The organism is Pseudomonas sp. FW305-70 (assembly GCF_058783925.1).
Window position 1 is genome coordinate 48,102 of the sequence record NZ_JBYSYZ010000004.1, and the last position, 16,369, is coordinate 64,470.

The 16,369-nt window shown below is 59.6% G+C and carries 15 protein-coding genes; 3 read left to right on the forward strand and 12 right to left on the reverse strand.

The window, feature by feature from the left end; translation table 11 throughout:
- Nucleotides 1-152 precede the first annotated feature (152 nt).
- Nucleotides 153-1,691, forward strand: coding sequence for a glycerol-3-phosphate dehydrogenase (gene glpD, locus AC3WN7_RS04400; protein WP_102673431.1), 1,539 nt, complete (start codon nt 153-155; stop codon nt 1,689-1,691).
- 67 nt (nt 1,692-1,758) lie between these two features.
- On the opposite strand, the gene AC3WN7_RS04405 is transcribed toward glpD, so the two are convergent.
- The 3 genes from AC3WN7_RS04405 to AC3WN7_RS04415 all read right to left on the reverse strand — a co-directional run bounded on the left by AC3WN7_RS04405 (nt 1,759) and on the right by AC3WN7_RS04415 (nt 5,460).
- The gene (locus tag AC3WN7_RS04405) at nt 1,759-2,865 is read right to left on the reverse strand and encodes an NADH:flavin oxidoreductase/NADH oxidase (RefSeq protein ID WP_102673364.1); all 1,107 of its coding nucleotides are present in this window, start codon (nt 2,863-2,865) and stop codon (nt 1,759-1,761) included.
- A gap of 276 nt (nt 2,866-3,141) precedes the next feature.
- Nucleotides 3,142-4,851, reverse strand: coding sequence for a single-stranded-DNA-specific exonuclease RecJ (gene recJ / locus AC3WN7_RS04410; RefSeq protein ID WP_095965474.1), 1,710 nt, complete (start codon nt 4,849-4,851; stop codon nt 3,142-3,144).
- 66 nt (nt 4,852-4,917) lie between these two features.
- Nucleotides 4,918-5,460, reverse strand: a complete 543-nt coding sequence (locus tag AC3WN7_RS04415; protein ID WP_007971297.1) for a YaeQ family protein — start codon at nt 5,458-5,460, stop codon at nt 4,918-4,920.
- Between the two features lie 147 nt (nt 5,461-5,607).
- Between AC3WN7_RS04415 and AC3WN7_RS04420 the strand changes: the two genes are divergently transcribed.
- Together AC3WN7_RS04420 and AC3WN7_RS04425 are read left to right on the forward strand one after the other, a co-directional pair.
- The gene (locus AC3WN7_RS04420; protein ID WP_095965476.1) at nt 5,608-6,807 is read left to right on the forward strand and encodes a CaiB/BaiF CoA transferase family protein; all 1,200 of its coding nucleotides are present in this window, start codon (nt 5,608-5,610) and stop codon (nt 6,805-6,807) included.
- Nucleotides 6,761-7,729 carry a TIGR02285 family protein gene (locus tag AC3WN7_RS04425; protein WP_102673365.1) on the forward strand — a complete coding sequence of 323 codons (969 nt, stop codon included), beginning with the start codon at nt 6,761-6,763 and terminating at the stop codon, nt 7,727-7,729. The genes AC3WN7_RS04420 and AC3WN7_RS04425 overlap by 47 nt, the downstream gene beginning before the upstream one ends.
- 170 nt (nt 7,730-7,899) lie before the next feature.
- Here the strand turns inward: AC3WN7_RS04425 and AC3WN7_RS04430 are convergent, their stop codons facing one another.
- From AC3WN7_RS04430 to rimM, 9 genes are all read right to left on the reverse strand, one after another.
- The gene (locus AC3WN7_RS04430) at nt 7,900-8,187 is read right to left on the reverse strand and encodes a DUF3509 domain-containing protein (protein ID WP_095965478.1); all 288 of its coding nucleotides are present in this window, start codon (nt 8,185-8,187) and stop codon (nt 7,900-7,902) included.
- Nucleotides 8,188-8,348: 161 nt separating this feature from the next.
- Nucleotides 8,349-9,704, reverse strand: a complete 1,356-nt coding sequence (locus tag AC3WN7_RS04435; RefSeq protein WP_102673366.1) for a transporter substrate-binding domain-containing protein — start codon at nt 9,702-9,704, stop codon at nt 8,349-8,351.
- 119 nt (nt 9,705-9,823) lie between these two features.
- On the reverse strand, nt 9,824-11,233 hold the full coding sequence (gene thrC, locus AC3WN7_RS04440; protein WP_102673367.1) for a threonine synthase: 1,410 nt from the start codon (nt 11,231-11,233) through the stop codon (nt 9,824-9,826).
- Nucleotides 11,234-11,338: 105 nt separating this feature from the next.
- Nucleotides 11,339-12,643, reverse strand: coding sequence for a homoserine dehydrogenase (locus tag AC3WN7_RS04445; protein ID WP_008053502.1), 1,305 nt, complete (start codon nt 12,641-12,643; stop codon nt 11,339-11,341).
- Between the two features lie 133 nt (nt 12,644-12,776).
- Entirely contained in the window at nt 12,777-13,508 is a 732-nt protein-coding gene (dsbC, locus tag AC3WN7_RS04450) for a bifunctional protein-disulfide isomerase/oxidoreductase DsbC (RefSeq protein ID WP_015096703.1), read from the reverse strand.
- 175 nt (nt 13,509-13,683) lie between these two features.
- Entirely contained in the window at nt 13,684-14,580 is an 897-nt protein-coding gene (xerD, locus tag AC3WN7_RS04455; RefSeq protein ID WP_102673368.1) for a site-specific tyrosine recombinase XerD, read from the reverse strand.
- 99 nt (nt 14,581-14,679) lie between these two features.
- Nucleotides 14,680-15,030 carry a 50S ribosomal protein L19 gene (gene rplS, locus AC3WN7_RS04460; protein WP_003175895.1) on the reverse strand — a complete coding sequence of 117 codons (351 nt, stop codon included), beginning with the start codon at nt 15,028-15,030 and terminating at the stop codon, nt 14,680-14,682.
- A gap of 45 nt (nt 15,031-15,075) precedes the next feature.
- Nucleotides 15,076-15,828: a tRNA (guanosine(37)-N1)-methyltransferase TrmD gene (trmD, locus tag AC3WN7_RS04465; RefSeq protein ID WP_007897583.1), complete on the reverse strand. Its 753-nt coding sequence runs from the start codon at nt 15,826-15,828 to the stop codon at nt 15,076-15,078.
- Nucleotides 15,829-15,830: 2 nt separating this feature from the next.
- Nucleotides 15,831-16,367, reverse strand: coding sequence for a ribosome maturation factor RimM (gene rimM, locus AC3WN7_RS04470; protein WP_008053499.1), 537 nt, complete (start codon nt 16,365-16,367; stop codon nt 15,831-15,833).
- Nucleotides 16,368-16,369 lie beyond the last annotated feature (2 nt).

A 16,369-nucleotide genomic window follows, 5' to 3' on the forward strand; every position in this document is an offset into this window, starting at 1 on the left:
ATGTTCGTAAATTTTCCTTTAACGGCCCTTCGATGAGTATTTTCAATCGAAGCTGACTGGCTGTGCGTCTCTTTATGGGCTAGTATTTTCGCAAATGAACATTAATGTTCGAATTCAAATACAGAACATCAAAGAATTCCGAGGCCGTGCCGATGCCCACTTCCACCTTGCCTACGCCCCCTCTCGCCGAGGTCTACGATATCGCCGTCATCGGTGGCGGGATCAATGGCGTGGGGATCGCAGCAGATGCCGCCGGTCGCGGTCTTTCGGTGTTCCTTTGCGAAAAGGATGACCTGGCCAGCCATACTTCGTCGGCCAGCAGCAAGTTGATCCACGGCGGCCTGCGCTACCTCGAACATTACGAATTTCGCCTGGTGCGTGAAGCCCTGGCCGAGCGTGAAGTGCTGCTGGCCAAGGCACCGCACATCGTCAAGCAAATGCGCTTCGTGTTGCCACACCGCCCGCACCTGCGCCCGGCATGGATGATCCGTGCCGGGCTGTTTCTCTATGACAACTTGGGCAAGCGCGAGCAACTCCAGGGTTCGAAAAGCCTGAAGTTCGGCCCCGACAGTGCACTGAAAAGCGAGATCACCAAGGGTTTCGAATACTCCGATTGCTGGGTCGACGACGCACGCCTGGTGGTGTTGAACGCCATGGCCGCCCGGGAACAAGGTGCCCACGTACACACCCAAACCCGCTGCGTCAGCGCGCGCCGCACCAAGGGCCTGTGGCACCTGCACCTGGAACGCAGCGATGGCAGCCTGTTTTCGATTCGCGCCAAGGCATTGGTCAATGCGGCCGGGCCATGGGTCGCCAGGTTCATTCGCGACGACCTGAAGATGGAATCGCCTTACGGCATCCGCCTGATCCAGGGCAGCCACCTGATCGTGCCGAAGCTGTATGAAGGCGAACACGCGCACATCCTGCAAAACGAAGATCAGCGCATCGTGTTCACCATTCCGTACCTGAACCACTTCACCCTGATTGGCACTACGGACCGCGAGTACACCGGCGATCCGGCTGCCGTTGCAATCACCGACGGTGAAACCGATTACTTGCTGAACGTGGTCAACGCCCATTTCAAAAAGCAGATCAGCCGCGACGACATCCTGCACAGCTATTCCGGTGTGCGCCCGCTGTGCAACGACGAATCCGACAACCCGTCGGCCGTGACCCGCGATTACACCCTGGCGCTGTCGGGCAGCGGCGAAGAAGCCCCGTTGCTGTCGGTGTTCGGCGGCAAGCTCACCACTTACCGTAAGCTCGCCGAGTCGGCGCTGGCGCAACTGGCCCCGTACTTCAAGCACATCAAGCCGAGCTGGACCGCCGGCGCCGCGCTGCCGGGCGGTGAAGACATGACCACTCCGCAAGCCTTGAGCTCGCGTATCCGCGACCAGTTCGACTGGGTACCGAGCGAGATCGCTCGCCGCTGGGCCACCACCTACGGCAGCCGCACCTGGCGCATGCTTGAAGGTGTGCAGGACCTCAGCGATATGGGCGAGCATATCGGCGGCGGCCTCTACACCCGTGAAGTCGATTACCTGTGCAGCGAAGAATGGGCAACCAGCGCCCACGACATCCTCTGGCGTCGCAGCAAGCTCGGCTTGTTCACGACAGTAGCCGAGCAGGACAAGCTCAAGGATTACCTGAACCAGGTCGAGCAGAACCGCAGCAAGATCGAAGCGGCCTGATCGAGCGCAGGCATAAACAAAAGCCCCTGGATCTCATGATTCAGGGGCTTTTTCGTATCGATGGATTTCAGTCGCGCAAATCCGATTCATGAATCGGCTGCTCACGGTGCGTCGCCCGCTGATACTGCGCCGGCCACACGGCCTTGTGCCCGCCCAGGTCATCATCGGCGTGCAGCGCCCAGTACGGATCGCGCAACAATTCACGGGCCAGGAAGATGATGTCCGCCTGGCAGGTACGCAGGATGTGCTCGGCCTGGGCCGGTTCGGTGATCATACCGACCGTGCCGGTGGCCATGCCCGACTCCTTGCGCACACGTTCGGCGAAGCGGGTCTGGTAACCGGGGCCCGTGGGAATTTCGGCATTCACCGCCGTACCGCCCGACGAGACGTCGATCAGGTCCACACCCAAGGCTTTGAGGCGACGCGCCAGTTCCACGGTCTCATCGGGATTCCAGCCGTCTTCGACCCAGTCGGTGGCCGACACCCGGACAAACACCGGCAACTCTTCAGGCCACACCGCACGTATCGCTTCGGTGACTTGCAGCACCAGCCGAATACGATTTTCGAACGAACCACCATATTGATCGCGACGCTGATTGCTCAACGGCGACAGGAACTGGTGCAGCAGGTAACCATGGGCGGCGTGGACTTCAACCACCTTGAAACCGGCCGTCAGCGAGCGCTTTGCCGCCTCGACAAAGGCCTGGATCACCTTGGCGATCTCGCCGTCATCCAGTTGCCTGGGTTGGGTGTGCTGTGGATCGAACGCAATCGGTGAAGGTCCGACCGGCACCCAGCCGCCCTCGTCGGGTTTGACGCTGCCGTGCTTGCCAAGCCATGGCCGGTAGGTACTGGCCTTGCGCCCGGCATGGGCCAGTTGAATGCCGGCAACGCCGCCCTGGGCGTTGATGAAGCGGGTGATGCGTTGCAGGGGTTCGATCTGCTCATCATTCCACAGACCGAGGTCCTGAGCTGTGATACGCCCGTCGGCGGTGACCGCCGTGGCTTCGGTAAACACCAGCCCGGCCCCGCCGACAGCACGGCTGCCGAGGTGGACCAGGTGCCAGTCATTGGCCAGGCCGTCGGCGCTGGAATACTGGCACATCGGCGATACCGCGATGCGATTGGGCAGGGTCAATTGGCGAAGGGTAAAGGGTTCAAGCAGCAGACTCATGGGGCACCTCTCGAATCAGTGGGCAGGCTCCAGGTTCTGTTTGAATAGTCGACGAGTGACAGGAAAGAGGTACAACACCCGCCCCCGCGGGCAAAAAATTCGACAAAACGTCACAAGACCAAAATCAAGCAGTGATTAGAGCCTAGTCGACATCGACGGATGTCGCCCCCTTGTAGGAGCGAGCTCGCTCGCGATGGACGACAGGACACCGCGGGTTATCAGGTTCCCAGCGTCATCGTTCACGTCCATCGCGAGCAAGCTCGCTCCTACAGGGGGTCAACGCGGTTCGATATGGGCAATCATCAGTTGAACCGTCTCGTTGCCACGAAACTCGTTGAGGTCGAGCTTGTAGGCCAGTTCCACCCACTTGATGGTTGGATTCGGCCAGATGTCGCGGTCGATCCCGAAGGCAATGCCGTCGAGCTTCACCGAACCACATTCACTTCTCAGCACCACTTTGAGGTGCCGTTCGCCCACCACGCGCTGCTCGACCAACTGGAACACCCCATGAAACAACGGTTCCGGGAAGTGCTGCCCCCAAGGGCCAGCATGCCGCAGGGCGCGGGCCAGTTCCAGGTGAAACTCCTCCACTGCCAGGGTACCGTCCGACAACAAGCGGCCAGTCAGGTCTTCTTCGCGCAGTTGCCGGCGCACTTCAGCGTCAAAGGCCTCGGCGAACAAGGGGAAATTTGCTTCCGGCAGCGTCAGGCCGGCCGCCATTGCGTGGCCACCATACTTGGTGATCAGATTCGGATGCTGCGCCGCCACCACGCTCAAGGCGTCGCGGATGTGAAAGCCCTGGACCGAACGCCCAGACCCCTTGAGCAGGCCGTCACCGGCATCGGCAAAGGCGATGGTCGGGCGGAAATAACGCTCTTTCATCCGTGATGCGAGGATACCGATGACGCCCTGATGCCATTCGGGATCGAACAGGCACAAGCCGAACGGCATCGACTCCACCGGCAGATCCTTGAGCTGGGCCAGCGCTTCACGCTGCATGCCCTGCTCGATGGATTTGCGATCCTGGTTCATGCCGTCCAGCTGAGCCGCCATCTCACGGGCCAGAGCTGCGTCTTCGGTCAACAGGCATTCGATGCCCAGGCTCATGTCATCCAGGCGCCCTGCGGCGTTCAGGCGTGGGCCAACGATGAAACCCAGGTCGGTGGAGGTGATGCGCGCATGGTCACGCTTGGCCACCTCGAGAATCGCCTTGATCCCGGGCCGGGCACGACCGGCGCGAATCCGCTCGAGGCCCTGATGCACCAGAATCCGGTTGTTGGCATCCAGCGGCACCACGTCGGCCACGCTGCCCAAGGCCACCAGATCGAGCAGTTCGCCGATATTCGGCTGCGGCTTGCTGGTGTACCAGCCGAGCTCGCGCAAACGCGCACGCAGGGCCATCAACACATAGAAAATCACCCCGACACCGGCCAGGGCCTTGCTCGGAAACTCGCAAGCTGGCTGGTTCGGATTGACGATGGCATCGGCCAACGGCAGCTCCTCACCGGGCAAGTGGTGGTCGGTGACGAGCACCTTGAGCCCCGCCTTTTTCGCTGCAGCCACGCCTTCGACGCTGGAGATGCCGTTATCCACGGTAATCAGCAAATGCGGCTGGCGCTCCAGCGCGACTGCGACGATCTCCGGGGTCAGGCCGTAGCCATAGTCGAAACGGTTCGGCACCAGATAATCGACATGCGCCGCCCCCAGCAAACGCAGACCCAGCGTGCCCACGGTGCTGGCCGTTGCGCCGTCGGCATCGAAGTCACCGACGATCAGAATGCGCTGGCGCTGTTCGAGCGCCGTCACCAACAAGTCCACGGCGGCATCAATGCCCTTGAGCTGCTGGAACGGAATCAGCCGCGCCAGGCTCTTGTCCAGTTCCGCCTCCGATTGCACGCCCCGCGCCGCATACAGGCGGGTCAGCAGTGGCGGAATATCACCGAGGAATGGCAGGGTGTCGGGCAGCAGGCGAGGTTCGATGCGCATGGGGTGAAAGATGCTTCTCTTCAATACGTAGGATAAAACCGGGTGACGCGCTGAAGCGGCGAAAAATCAGCCGCGCTCACCGGCCAGCCACTGCAACTGAACTTCGTGCTGACCACGGTCGTCGGTGACGAAGATCGTCCCTTCGCTGATCATCACGTCCCACTTGATGACGCGTGGCATGTCTTTGGCCAGGGTCTCCAGGACTTCCTGAGGCACGGCAGCGATGTTGACGTTTTTCAGGTTTTTCACCGCGGGCACCACTTTGCCTTCCCACACACGCAGGCTGCCGTAGGCCAGCAGGCTGGTGCGCTCGGTGCGGCGCGAGCACCAGGTCAGGCGCTCGGCATCCGGCTGGCCGACTTCGATCCAGTGCAGGACGCGGTCATCCAGGCTTTTTTCCCACAAGGCCGGTTCATCCACTTCCGACAGACCACGGCCGAACGACAGCTGTTCGTTGTACCAGAGGGCGTAGGCCAGCAGGCGCACGGTCATGCGCTCCTCGGTTTCCGAAGGGTGACGGGCGATGGTCTGCTTCACGCTCTCATAGACGCTGCGGTCGAGGTCGGTGAGGTTCAGTTCAAACTTGTAGGTCGTGGACGGCTGGGCCATGAACGGGCTTCTTGATACGAGGAAAGGCGGCAAGTCTAACCGATGCGGCGGGCAATCCACGAATCGAAGGTGATCAACCTGAAGCGCCTGACTGTCGGCTATGTTAAAACACTGTACTCGCCCATCCCTTGCCCAGCAGGATCCCGCATGCCGTTCACCGCCAAACCGCTTTCCGGTCTGAAAGTCATCGAATTGGGTACCTTGATCGCCGGCCCGTTTGCTTCGCGCATTTGCGCTGAGTTCGGTGCCGATGTGATCAAGATCGAATCCCCGGACGGCGGTGATCCATTGCGCAAATGGCGCAAGTTGTATGAAGGCACTTCGTTGTGGTGGTTCGTCCAGGCGCGCAACAAAAAGTCCCTGACCCTCAATCTCAAGCACCCCGACGGTCAGGCGATCCTGAAACAGTTGCTCGGTGAAGCCGACATTCTGATCGAGAACTTTCGTCCCGGCGTCCTGGAAAAACTCGGCCTGGGCTGGGACGTCCTGCACGCCTTGAACCCGAAACTGGTCATGGTGCGGCTGTCGGGTTTCGGCCAGACCGGCCCGATGAAAGACCAGCCCGGCTTTGGTGCGGTCGGTGAGTCCATGGGCGGTTTGCGCTACATCACCGGCTTCGAAGACCGGCCACCGGTGCGCACCGGCATTTCCATCGGTGACTCGATTGCCGCGCTCTGGGGCGTGATCGGCGCGCTGATGGCCCTGCGTCATCGCGAGGTCAATGGCGGCCAGGGGCAAGTGGTGGACGTGGCGCTGTATGAAGCCATTTTCGCCATGATGGAAAGCATGGTCCCGGAATTCGACGTGTTCGGCTTCATCCGCGAACGCACGGGCAATATCATGCCGGGCATCACCCCGTCCTCGATCCACACCAGCGCCGACGGCAAGCACGTGCAGATCGGCGCCAATGGCGACGCCATTTTCAAACGCTTCATGCTGATCATTGGCCGGGAAGACCTCGCCAACGACCCTCTGCTTGGCAGCAACGATGGCCGCGATGCGCGGCGCGACGAGCTCTATGGCGTCATCGATCGCTGGGTCAATTCACTGCCGCTGGACAGGGTGCTGACGCTGCTCAATCAGGCCGACGTGCCGGCCAGCCGGATCTTCAGCGCCGAAGACATGTTCAATGATCCTCAGTACCTGGCCCGTGAAATGTTCCTGCAGGCCAAACTGCCGGACGGTAAAGACTTCAAGATGCCGGGAATCGTGCCGAAACTCTCAGAGACACCCGGTGAATGTGAATGGGTCGGGCCACAACTGGGTGAGCACAACGCACAGGTACTCCAGGAACTTGGCTATGACGCGACGCAGATTGCACAGTTGCGCAAAGACGGAGCCATCTGAACTGAGGCACCTGCCTGCATGGGTCATTCGGTTCTGCCCGTCGCGCGCTGGCTGCTTGCTTTGCGTGCTGGCGTCCCTGCTCCTGCTCATTGAACCGGTCCCGTCAGCCCTGGCGCAATCCAGGGAAACCCTGATCTGGCTCAAACGCGACCTGCCGCCGCTGACGATCTTCGACGGACCGAAAAAGGGCCAGGGCGTCATCGATCAACTGCTTCCCCTGTTGATTGCCGGCATGCCGCAGTACCAGCACCGCGTGATGAGGGTCAATCGCGCGCGCGGACTGCAAATGCTTCACGAACCTTCCCTCGTCTGCGACGCGGCGCTGAACTGGAGCAAGGAACGGGAACAGTGGATCGCCTTTTCCATCCCGGTCTTCCGTGCCATGAGCAATGGCCTGGCCGTGCGGCGCGTTGACCAGAAGGTACTGGCCCCCTTTATCGAGGATGGCGAAGTGGACCTCGCAAAGTTGCTCGCCAGCGGCAACGAAAAACTGGGAATCATCGCCGAGCGCAATTACGGCGAATACCTCGACGGGCTGCTCAAGCAAGCACCCGCCGACATGCTGGCACCTCATTACGGTAACGACGCCTTGGGCAGCCTCCTGCAAATGCAGCGCCTTGGGCGTTTGCGCCTGCTGTTGGGGTATCGCCCGGAGATCCGCTACCAGGCTTCGCTGCAAGGCATCGCCGAGGATGAATTACAGTTCTATCCAATCCGTGGCACGGGCAAATACCTGTCCGGCTACATCGGTTGCACCGACACGCCAAAGGGCCGACAGGCCATTGCCGAAATCAATCAGGTGCTGCGCACCCTGCCCCGCGAGCGCCTGGACGAGGCTTATGCCGCCTGGCTGGATCCGCAAAGTCGCAGCGAGTACCTGAAGGACAGCAAGGCGTTTTTCGACAATCTGACGCAACCATGATCAATCCCGGGCAAAAAGAAACCCCGAGAAGTGGGGAAACGACTCGGGGTTAAACGTGGCCTGCTTGGAGACCAGTAGCAGCAAGCGACAAGCACCGGAGCACAATGCTTGATCCTGCTGTTACGAAGTCTGACTGACCTGGACGCGGGAAGGTTCCCACAAAAATCCGTTCAATTGCGGCTGGCCAGAAGCCTGTCCCGGGCAGCATTACGCAATGCCGCGATGACACAAGGCTCAAGGCGTCCTTCAGCGATCAGTACGTCGCGATGCAAACCGTCGACCACATCCGTCAGCAGGCGCTTGTCATTCAACTGGGCCTGATTGAACTCGCGCTCGACCACGGTCGCGCCGATAGCATTTTTCAGGGTCACCCGACATTCGCCACGAATGCCTGACGGGGTCAATGTGACCTGATACGGGCTCAACGCTTCACCGAGCAACAGACTGATACTTTCCATCCCGATCACCACTCAATAGTCCGAAAACAACGTGCCTGGGGCATGCCTGCAACAGATGACCACTTGCCCGAGAAGAAAGTTCTGGAGACTGACCGCAGGCGAACCTGCCGTGCAGTCAAGAGAGCATGCACGGCGAACATGACAGAGAAAAAACCCGGCCATCACGTTTGTCGGGTGCGCCGGGCGATGTCGGCCCAGCCTCCCAACAAGCCTTTCATCTGGCCATCCGCCGTGTAAAACGGCACTGTCCACTGGTAGATGTCCCTGACCCCCTCCTTGAACAGCAATTGACGCTCGAAGAAACGTGCCCTGCGCGTACTCAACTGCGCCATGAACTCGGCATGCAGCAGTTCCGCGGTTTGTCTGGGCATGACATCGACCTCGATCAACTGCCGTCCCTGCATCCGGTCAAAACGTGTCGACAAGGCGTCCTCATAACTTTTGTTGCACATGATCAAACGCCCTTGCAGGTCACGGACAAACATCGGGTCAGGCATGGCATCCATCAGGGCATGCTGGAATGTGAGCTGATCGTGCAGGTTCCTTTGGGCCTCGACCCGCTGCCTGACGACCACCGCCAACCGCCGGTTCCAGAGCAGGGACAACAGGCCGAACAGGCTGAGCACAAACATGCCCCAGCAGACCCACTGGTCAAGCCGCTGCCAGAGGCCAGGCGCCTGTGCCGTGGTAGCGCCACCGAACCACTTGCGGCGAAGATCGTGCAGCTCCTGAGCAGGAAAGGCCTCAAGCGCCTTGTTGAGGATGCTCAGCAACTGCGGCTGCCCCTTGCGCACGGCCAGATAATCCGCATCCCATTTGTACGGCACCACAGATCCGATCTGCAGTCGGCCCGACGGAAAAAGCTGGGCGCCGATTTCGCTCTCGATGGTGGCATAGGCTTCTCCGCTTTCAACCCAGGCACGGGCCTCGGCGTAGGTCTTGACCGAACGCAATTCGATGGACGGAAAATCGCGACGGATCATCGCTTCCAGTGCATGCCGGGTCGGCAGCACCAGCACCCGCTTCGCCAGATCCTCCAGCGACTGCACCGGCGGTGCCCCGGCCAATCCGACAAAGACCCATCCTGCACCACCGTAAGCATGGCTGAAATCGAGAAACGTCCGGCGTTCGTCATTCATTGACAGCATGGTGCTCAAATCCGCCGCGCCGCTTTCCAGACGAGCCAGCATCTGATCAACGGAAAAAGACTCTTCGTAAACAAACTGCAACCCCGTCATGTCACTGATGCGCTTGAGCATGTCACTGTTCATGCCCGTCCATTGACCCTGCTCATCCTTGAAGAAGTACAACGGGTATTCCAGTGCCGTGACCACGATCCGTGGATGGCTGGCTATCCACTGCAGCTCCTGGTCATCCAGCACGACCGCTGAACGTGCAACCGTCTTCCCACGCTCCTGAATCGATGCAGGGCTTGCCCCTCCCCATTCGGTAACTCCCACGATGCCGAATAAAACCAGCCAGCGCGCGACTGACTTGAACACACTTGTAAACCGCATTCCCATGTCCTTGGTGATCCACTCGCCTGTCCCTTCGCGGCGAGAACACGACAAGTGTGCATGCAGAAATGAAAAAGCCCGTCAGGAGACGGGCTTCAAAATGTTACAGCACTGACCGGTTACAGCGGCTTGCCACGGTTGCCATGCTGGCTGACAAAGGCCTGCACGGCCTTCAGGTCATTTGGCAATACGGTGCAACGTTCGTCTCGCTCAAACAAATCAGAAAGATGTACAGGCAGTTCGAGAGCTTTTCCTACACCGGCTTTTTCCACGGCGTCCGGGAATTTGACCGGGTGGGCGGTACCCAGGATCACCATTGGAGTGTCCAGGCTACGACGACATTCGCGTGCAGCTTTCACCCCGATGGCAGTGTGCGGGTCGAGCACTTCACCGGTCTGCTCGTAGACTTCGGCGATCGTTTCGCAGGTTTGCGCGTCATCCACGGCCAACGAGTCGAACAACTTGCGGGCTTCGGTCCAGCGCTCTTGCTCGACGCTGAAACCACCGCCCTGTTTGAATGTATCCATCAGTCCGGCGATGGCCGCACCGTTGCGGCCATGCAGATCGAACAGCAGGCGTTCGAAGTTCGACGACACCATGATGTCCATGGACGGCGACAGCGTGGCGTGCAGGGTTTCCTTGACGTACTGGTTGCCGCTCATGAAGCGGTGCAGGATGTCGTTGCGGTTGGTGGCGACGATCAACTGGTTGATCGGCAGGCCCATGTTGCGTGCCAGGTAACCGGCGAAGATGTCGCCGAAGTTGCCGGTCGGCACCGAGAACGCCACCGAACGCGCCGGGCCGCCCAACTGCAGGGCTGCGTGGAAGTAGTAAACGATCTGGGCCATGATCCGCGCCCAGTTGATCGAGTTCACGGCGACCAGGCGAGTGCCCTTGAGGAAGCCCTGGTCGGCAAAGCTGGCCTTGACCATTTCCTGGCAGTCATCGAAGTTGCCTTCGATGGCAATGTTGTGGATGTTCTCACCGAAGATGGTGGTCATCTGCCGACGTTGCACCTCGGACACGCGGTTGTGCGGGTGCAGGATGAAGATGTCGACGTTTTCGCAGTGCTTGCAGCCTTCGATGGCGGCCGAACCGGTGTCACCGGAGGTAGCGCCGACGATCACCACGCGCTCGCCGCGCTTTTCCAGCACGTAGTCAAGCAAACGACCCAGCAGTTGCAGGGCGAAGTCCTTGAACGCCAGGGTCGGGCCGTGGAACAGCTCCAGCACCCATTCGTTACCGTTCAGCTGACGCAGCGGTGCAACGGCGCTATGGGCGAACACGCCGTAGGTTTCTTCAAGGATTTTCTTGAAATCAGCGTCTGGAATGCTGCCGGTGACAAACGGGCGCATGACGCGGAAGGCCAGCTCGTGATATGGCAGACCGGCCCAGGAAGCGATTTCCTCCTGGGTGAAACGTGGCAGGTTTTCCGGGACGTACAGACCGCCGTCGGTGGCAAGGCCTGCCAGCAGGACGTCTTCGAAATTCAGGGCCGGTGCCTGGCCGCGGGTACTGATGTAGCGCATAGGGGCAAACCTTCGGTTTGGAGCTGCAAGCTACAAGCTACAAGCTACAAGTAAAAGCCGGAATGCTTTTGACTTGCCGCTTGCAGCCTGACGCTTGCCGCTGTGTTAATTCAAATGTTCGACACGGATCCGAACAACCGGACCGACCACACCCGCCAAGGCTTCCAAAGCAGCGATGGCGTCGTTGATGTGCTGTTCCAGCACGCGGTGGGTCAGCAGGATCATCGGCACCAGGCCGTCGTGCTCCTCGGCTTCCTTCTGCATGATCGACTCGATGTTGATGCCGCGCTCCGACAGGATGCTCGCGACCTGAGCCAATACGCCCGGATGATCCTTGGCCTGAATGCGCAGGTAATAGGCGCTTTCACAGGCTTCGATCGGCAGGATCGGGTGAGCCGACAGCGAATCCGGCTGGAACGCCAGGTGCGGCACGCGGTTCTCCGGATCGGACGTCATGGCACGGACCACGTCCACCAGGTCGGCGATCACCGACGAAGCAGTCGGCTCCATGCCGGCGCCAGCGCCGTAGAACAGGGTCGAACCGGCGGCGTCACCATTGACCATCACCGCGTTCATCACGCCGTTGACGTTGGCGATCAGGCGATCGGCCGGGATCAGCGTCGGGTGCACGCGCAGTTCGATACCGGCCGCAGTGCTGCGCGCCACGCCCAGGTGCTTGATGCGGTAACCCAGCGCTTCGGCGTAGTTCACGTCAGCGGTGGTCAGCTTGGTGATCCCTTCGGTGTAAGCCTTGTCGAATTGCAGCGGGATGCCGAACGCGATGGAGGCGAGGATCGTCAGCTTGTGAGCAGCGTCGATCCCTTCAACGTCGAAGGTCGGATCGGCTTCGGCGTAACCCAGAGCCTGGGCTTCGGCCAATACGTCCTCGAAGGTACGACCCTTCTCGCGCATTTCCGTCAGGATGAAGTTGCCGGTGCCGTTGATGATGCCGGCCACCCAGTTGATACGGTTGGCGGACAAACCTTCGCGGATTGCCTTGATCACCGGGATGCCACCAGCCACCGCCGCTTCGAACGCAACGATCACGCCTTTCTCGCGTGCCTTGGCGAAAATTTCATTACCGTGAACAGCAATAAGCGCCTTGTTCGCGGTGACCACATGCTTGCCATTCTCGATGGCCTTGAGTACCAGCTCGCGGGCAACGGTGTAGCCGCCCATCAGCTCTATAACGATGTCGATCTCAGGGTTCGTGGCCACTTCGAAGACATCGTTGGTAATCGCAATACCGGTCGTTTGGAACTGAGGCTTTGGCGTGCGAATGGCAATTTGTGCCACTTCGATCCCACGCCCGGCACGACGAGCAATTTCCTCGGCGTTGCGCTGAAGTACGTTGAAGGTACCGCCACCGACGGTCCCTAACCCACAGATGCCTACTTTGACCGGTTTCACTGTGAACTCCCCATAAAACGGCCGACTCAAGGCCGGCCGTGAAAACAGCCGCATGCTCGCGGCTCTCTATTAATGGCCCGGCGATGTCGCTGCCGGACCATGATCGTCAATGGCTGCCCGTGACGATGCGAATTTACTTCGCGCCCAGCGCCAGTTTGGCGACTTGTGGCGCAGGCTGGTAGCCCGGAATGACCTGCCCGTCGGCCAAAACGATGGCCGGTGTGCCGTTCACGCCGATCGACTGGCCGAGTGCGTACTGTTTGGAAACCGGGTTATCGCACTTGGCGGCCTTGATTTCCTTGCCGTCGACCATTTTGTCCATGGCCGCTTTCTTGTCTTTCGAGCACCACACGGCTTGCAGTTGCTCATCACCCGGCGAGCCCAGGCCCTGGCGAGGGAATGCGACATAACGCACTTCGATGCCGCGCTTGTTCAGCTCCGGCACTTCGGCGTGGAGTTTGTGGCAGTACGGGCAGGTGGTATCGGTGAATACGGTGATGTGCGACTTGGTTTCGCCAATGGCCGGGTACACCACGGTTTCTGCAACCGGAATATCGTTGATCAGCTTGGAGATGCCCAGGCGCTCGGTCTTCTCGGTCAGGTTGACCGGCTTGCCGTCCTTGAGATCGAACAGGTAGCCCTGCACCACGTACTGGCCGTCGGCGCTGGCGTACAGCACACGGCTGCCCTTGAGCTTGACTTCGTACAGGCCGGGCATCGGGCTGGCGGTGATAGTCTCTACCGGCACTTCGAGCTGGAGGTTTTCCAGGCTTTTACGAATGGCTTTGTCGGCCGCGTCATCGGCGACGGCAAAGGTGCTGACCAACGCAATGGCTGCGGCGGCGAAAATCTGGGTCAGACGCATGAGAACTCCTGAAGGCGAACATATGGGACGATCAGAACGCCCGTGCCGAAACACCGGGTCATAACCGCCCATCGTGCAAACCGGTCAAGCCTATCACATAAGGTTCGCATGACCGAATGCGCCTGACGCAAGACATTTTGACCACGACGCATGAAGCTCCTGCACAGGACTGTGTTCAGCCTCGGGGATGATGCTTGGCGTGAAGGTCTTGCAAGCGGGCGCGGGCAACGTGTGTGTAAATCTGGGTGGTCGACAGATCGCTGTGGCCAAGGAGCATCTGCACCACCCGTAAATCGGCGCCATGGTTGAGCAGATGTGTGGCGAAGGCATGGCGCAAGGTGTGCGGCGACAGCGACTTGCCAATCCCGGCGACCTTGGCCTGATGCTTGATCCGGTGCCAGAAGGTCTGGCGCGTCATCTGCTCGCCACGCTGGCTGGGAAACAACACATCGCTGGGACGTCCGCCAAGCAGTTCGCTGCGGGCATCACACATGTAACGCTCGACCCAGACAATCGCCTCCTCGCCCATCGGCACCAACCGCTCCTTGCTGCCCTTGCCCATCACGCGCAGCACCCCCTGGCGCAGGTTGACCTGCTCCAGGGTCAGACTGATCAGCTCTGTCACCCGCAGACCACAGGCATAAAGCACTTCGAGCATCGCCCGGTCACGCTGACCGATGGCTTCGCTGAGGTCCGGTGCAGCCAACAGCGCGTCTACGTCGGCTTCCGACAAGGATTTGGGCAATGGCCTACCCAGTTGCGGCATATCGATGCGCAGGGTCGGATCGACGGCAATCAGCTTTTCCCGCAGCAGATAGCGATAGAAGCCACGCACGCCAGAGAGAAACCTTGCCGTTGAACGGGGCTTATAGTTTTGCTCCAGGCGCCAGGCCAGGTGATCGAGGATCAATTCGCGTCCGGCGTTGATCGGCTCCAGGCCTTTTTCCTGCAGCCAGCCATTGAACAGAGCCAGGTCACTGCGATAGGCATCGCGGGTGTTGTCGGAAAGGCCTTTCTCCAGCCAGAGGGCGTCGAGGAACTGGTCTATCAGGGGATGATCAATGGCGGGCATAAAGGCTCAGGCAAGACCGGCAACACGGTCAACGAAGATAAATCGCAGGCAACAAAAAAGCAGCCCGCAGGCTGCTTTTTTTTGCATCGGAAGCTGGACTTAAGCCAGTTTTTCCTTGATGCGAGCTGCTTTACCCGACAGGTCGCGCAGGTAGTACAGCTTGGCTTTACGTACGTCACCGCGACGCTTGACAGCCATGCTGTCGATTTGCGGGGAGTAGGTCTGGAAAGTACGCTCTACGCCAACACCGTTGGAGATTTTACGAACGGTGAATGCACTGTTTACGCCGCGGTTACGCTTGGCGATAACTACGCCTTCGAACGCTTGCAGACGCGAACGGTCGCCTTCCTTCACTTTCACCTGAACGACAATGGTGTCGCCCGGGGCAAAGGTAGGGATCTCTTTGGTCATCTGCTCTGCTTCGAGTGCAAGGATGATTTTGTTAGTCATGCTGTGCTCCTAAGGTAAATCGTCGGATCTACCATCGATACGTTGTTAACTATCGTCCCGCTCGCGGATGTATTCCTCGAGCAGCTTCTTCTCTTCTCCAGAAAGCGAGCGGCTTTCCAGAAGATCGGCGCGTCGTTCAAAGGTCCGACCAAGGGACTGCTGTAAACGCCAACGCCGGATGTGCGCGTGATTGCCACTTAGCAATACGTCGGGAACACGCTGATCCGCATACACCTCCGGTCGGGTGTAGTGCGGGCAATCCAGCAAACCATCCGTAAAGGAATCTTCCTCGGCGGAGTCCGCATGCCCTAAAGCTCCAGGCAGCAGTCGTGTAACCGCATCGATCAGGACCATCGCCGGCAGCTCGCCGCCAGACAGTACATAGTCGCCAATCGACCACTCTTCATCGACATGAGCATCAATAAAACGCTCGTCAATGCCTTCATAGCGGCCGGCAATCAGGATCAATGCATCCAGATTCGCCAACTCGCGTACCGCCGACTGAGTCAGCTGGCGGCCTTGGGGCGACAGGTAAATTACCTTCGCCGCCTCCCCGGCTGCTGCCTTGGCCTGAACCAGAGCATCTTCCAGGGGCTTGATCTTCATCACCATGCCCGGACCACCGCCAAACGGGCGATCGTCCACAGTGTGATGTCGATCCGTCGTGTAGTCTCGCGGATTCCAACAGGTGAGCTGCAAGAGCCCCTGTTTCACCGCACGACTGGTGATGCCGTACTCGCTGATGGCAGAGAACATCTCGGGAAACAGACTGATCACTTCTACGCGCAAGTTAGCCACGCTTAGAAATCCGCGTCCCAATCCACCTTCATCTCGCCTGCGGCCAGGTCGACGGCCAACACGCATTGCTCGGTATAGGGCAACAGGCGTTCGCGATCATCCAGGCTGCCAGCGCAAGGCTTGACCACCATGACATCGTTCGAGCCGGTCTCCAGCAGGTGATCGATCTTCCCGAACAATTGTCCGAGGGTGTCGATGACCTTGAGACCTTCCAGCTGGTACCAGTAGTACTCGCCGTCGGTGAGTTCAGGGAACAGGTTGCGCGGCACGCAGATCTCATAACCGGCCAGAAGACGAGCTTCTTCGCGATCATCGAGACCCTTGAGCTTTGCGACCAGGAACTTGTCATTCCCGCGTCCGCTGACCAGCTCTACCTGCTTTACATTGCCGTCACGCTTGAGCGTCCAGGTTTTGTAATCCAGCAGGTTCTTAATCGGATCAGTAAAGGAGTACACCTTCACTTCGCCGCGAACGCCGTGAACAGAATAAATCTTGCCGATAACGATCAAATCATCAGCAATGGCTGGCGTCGCGTTCATAT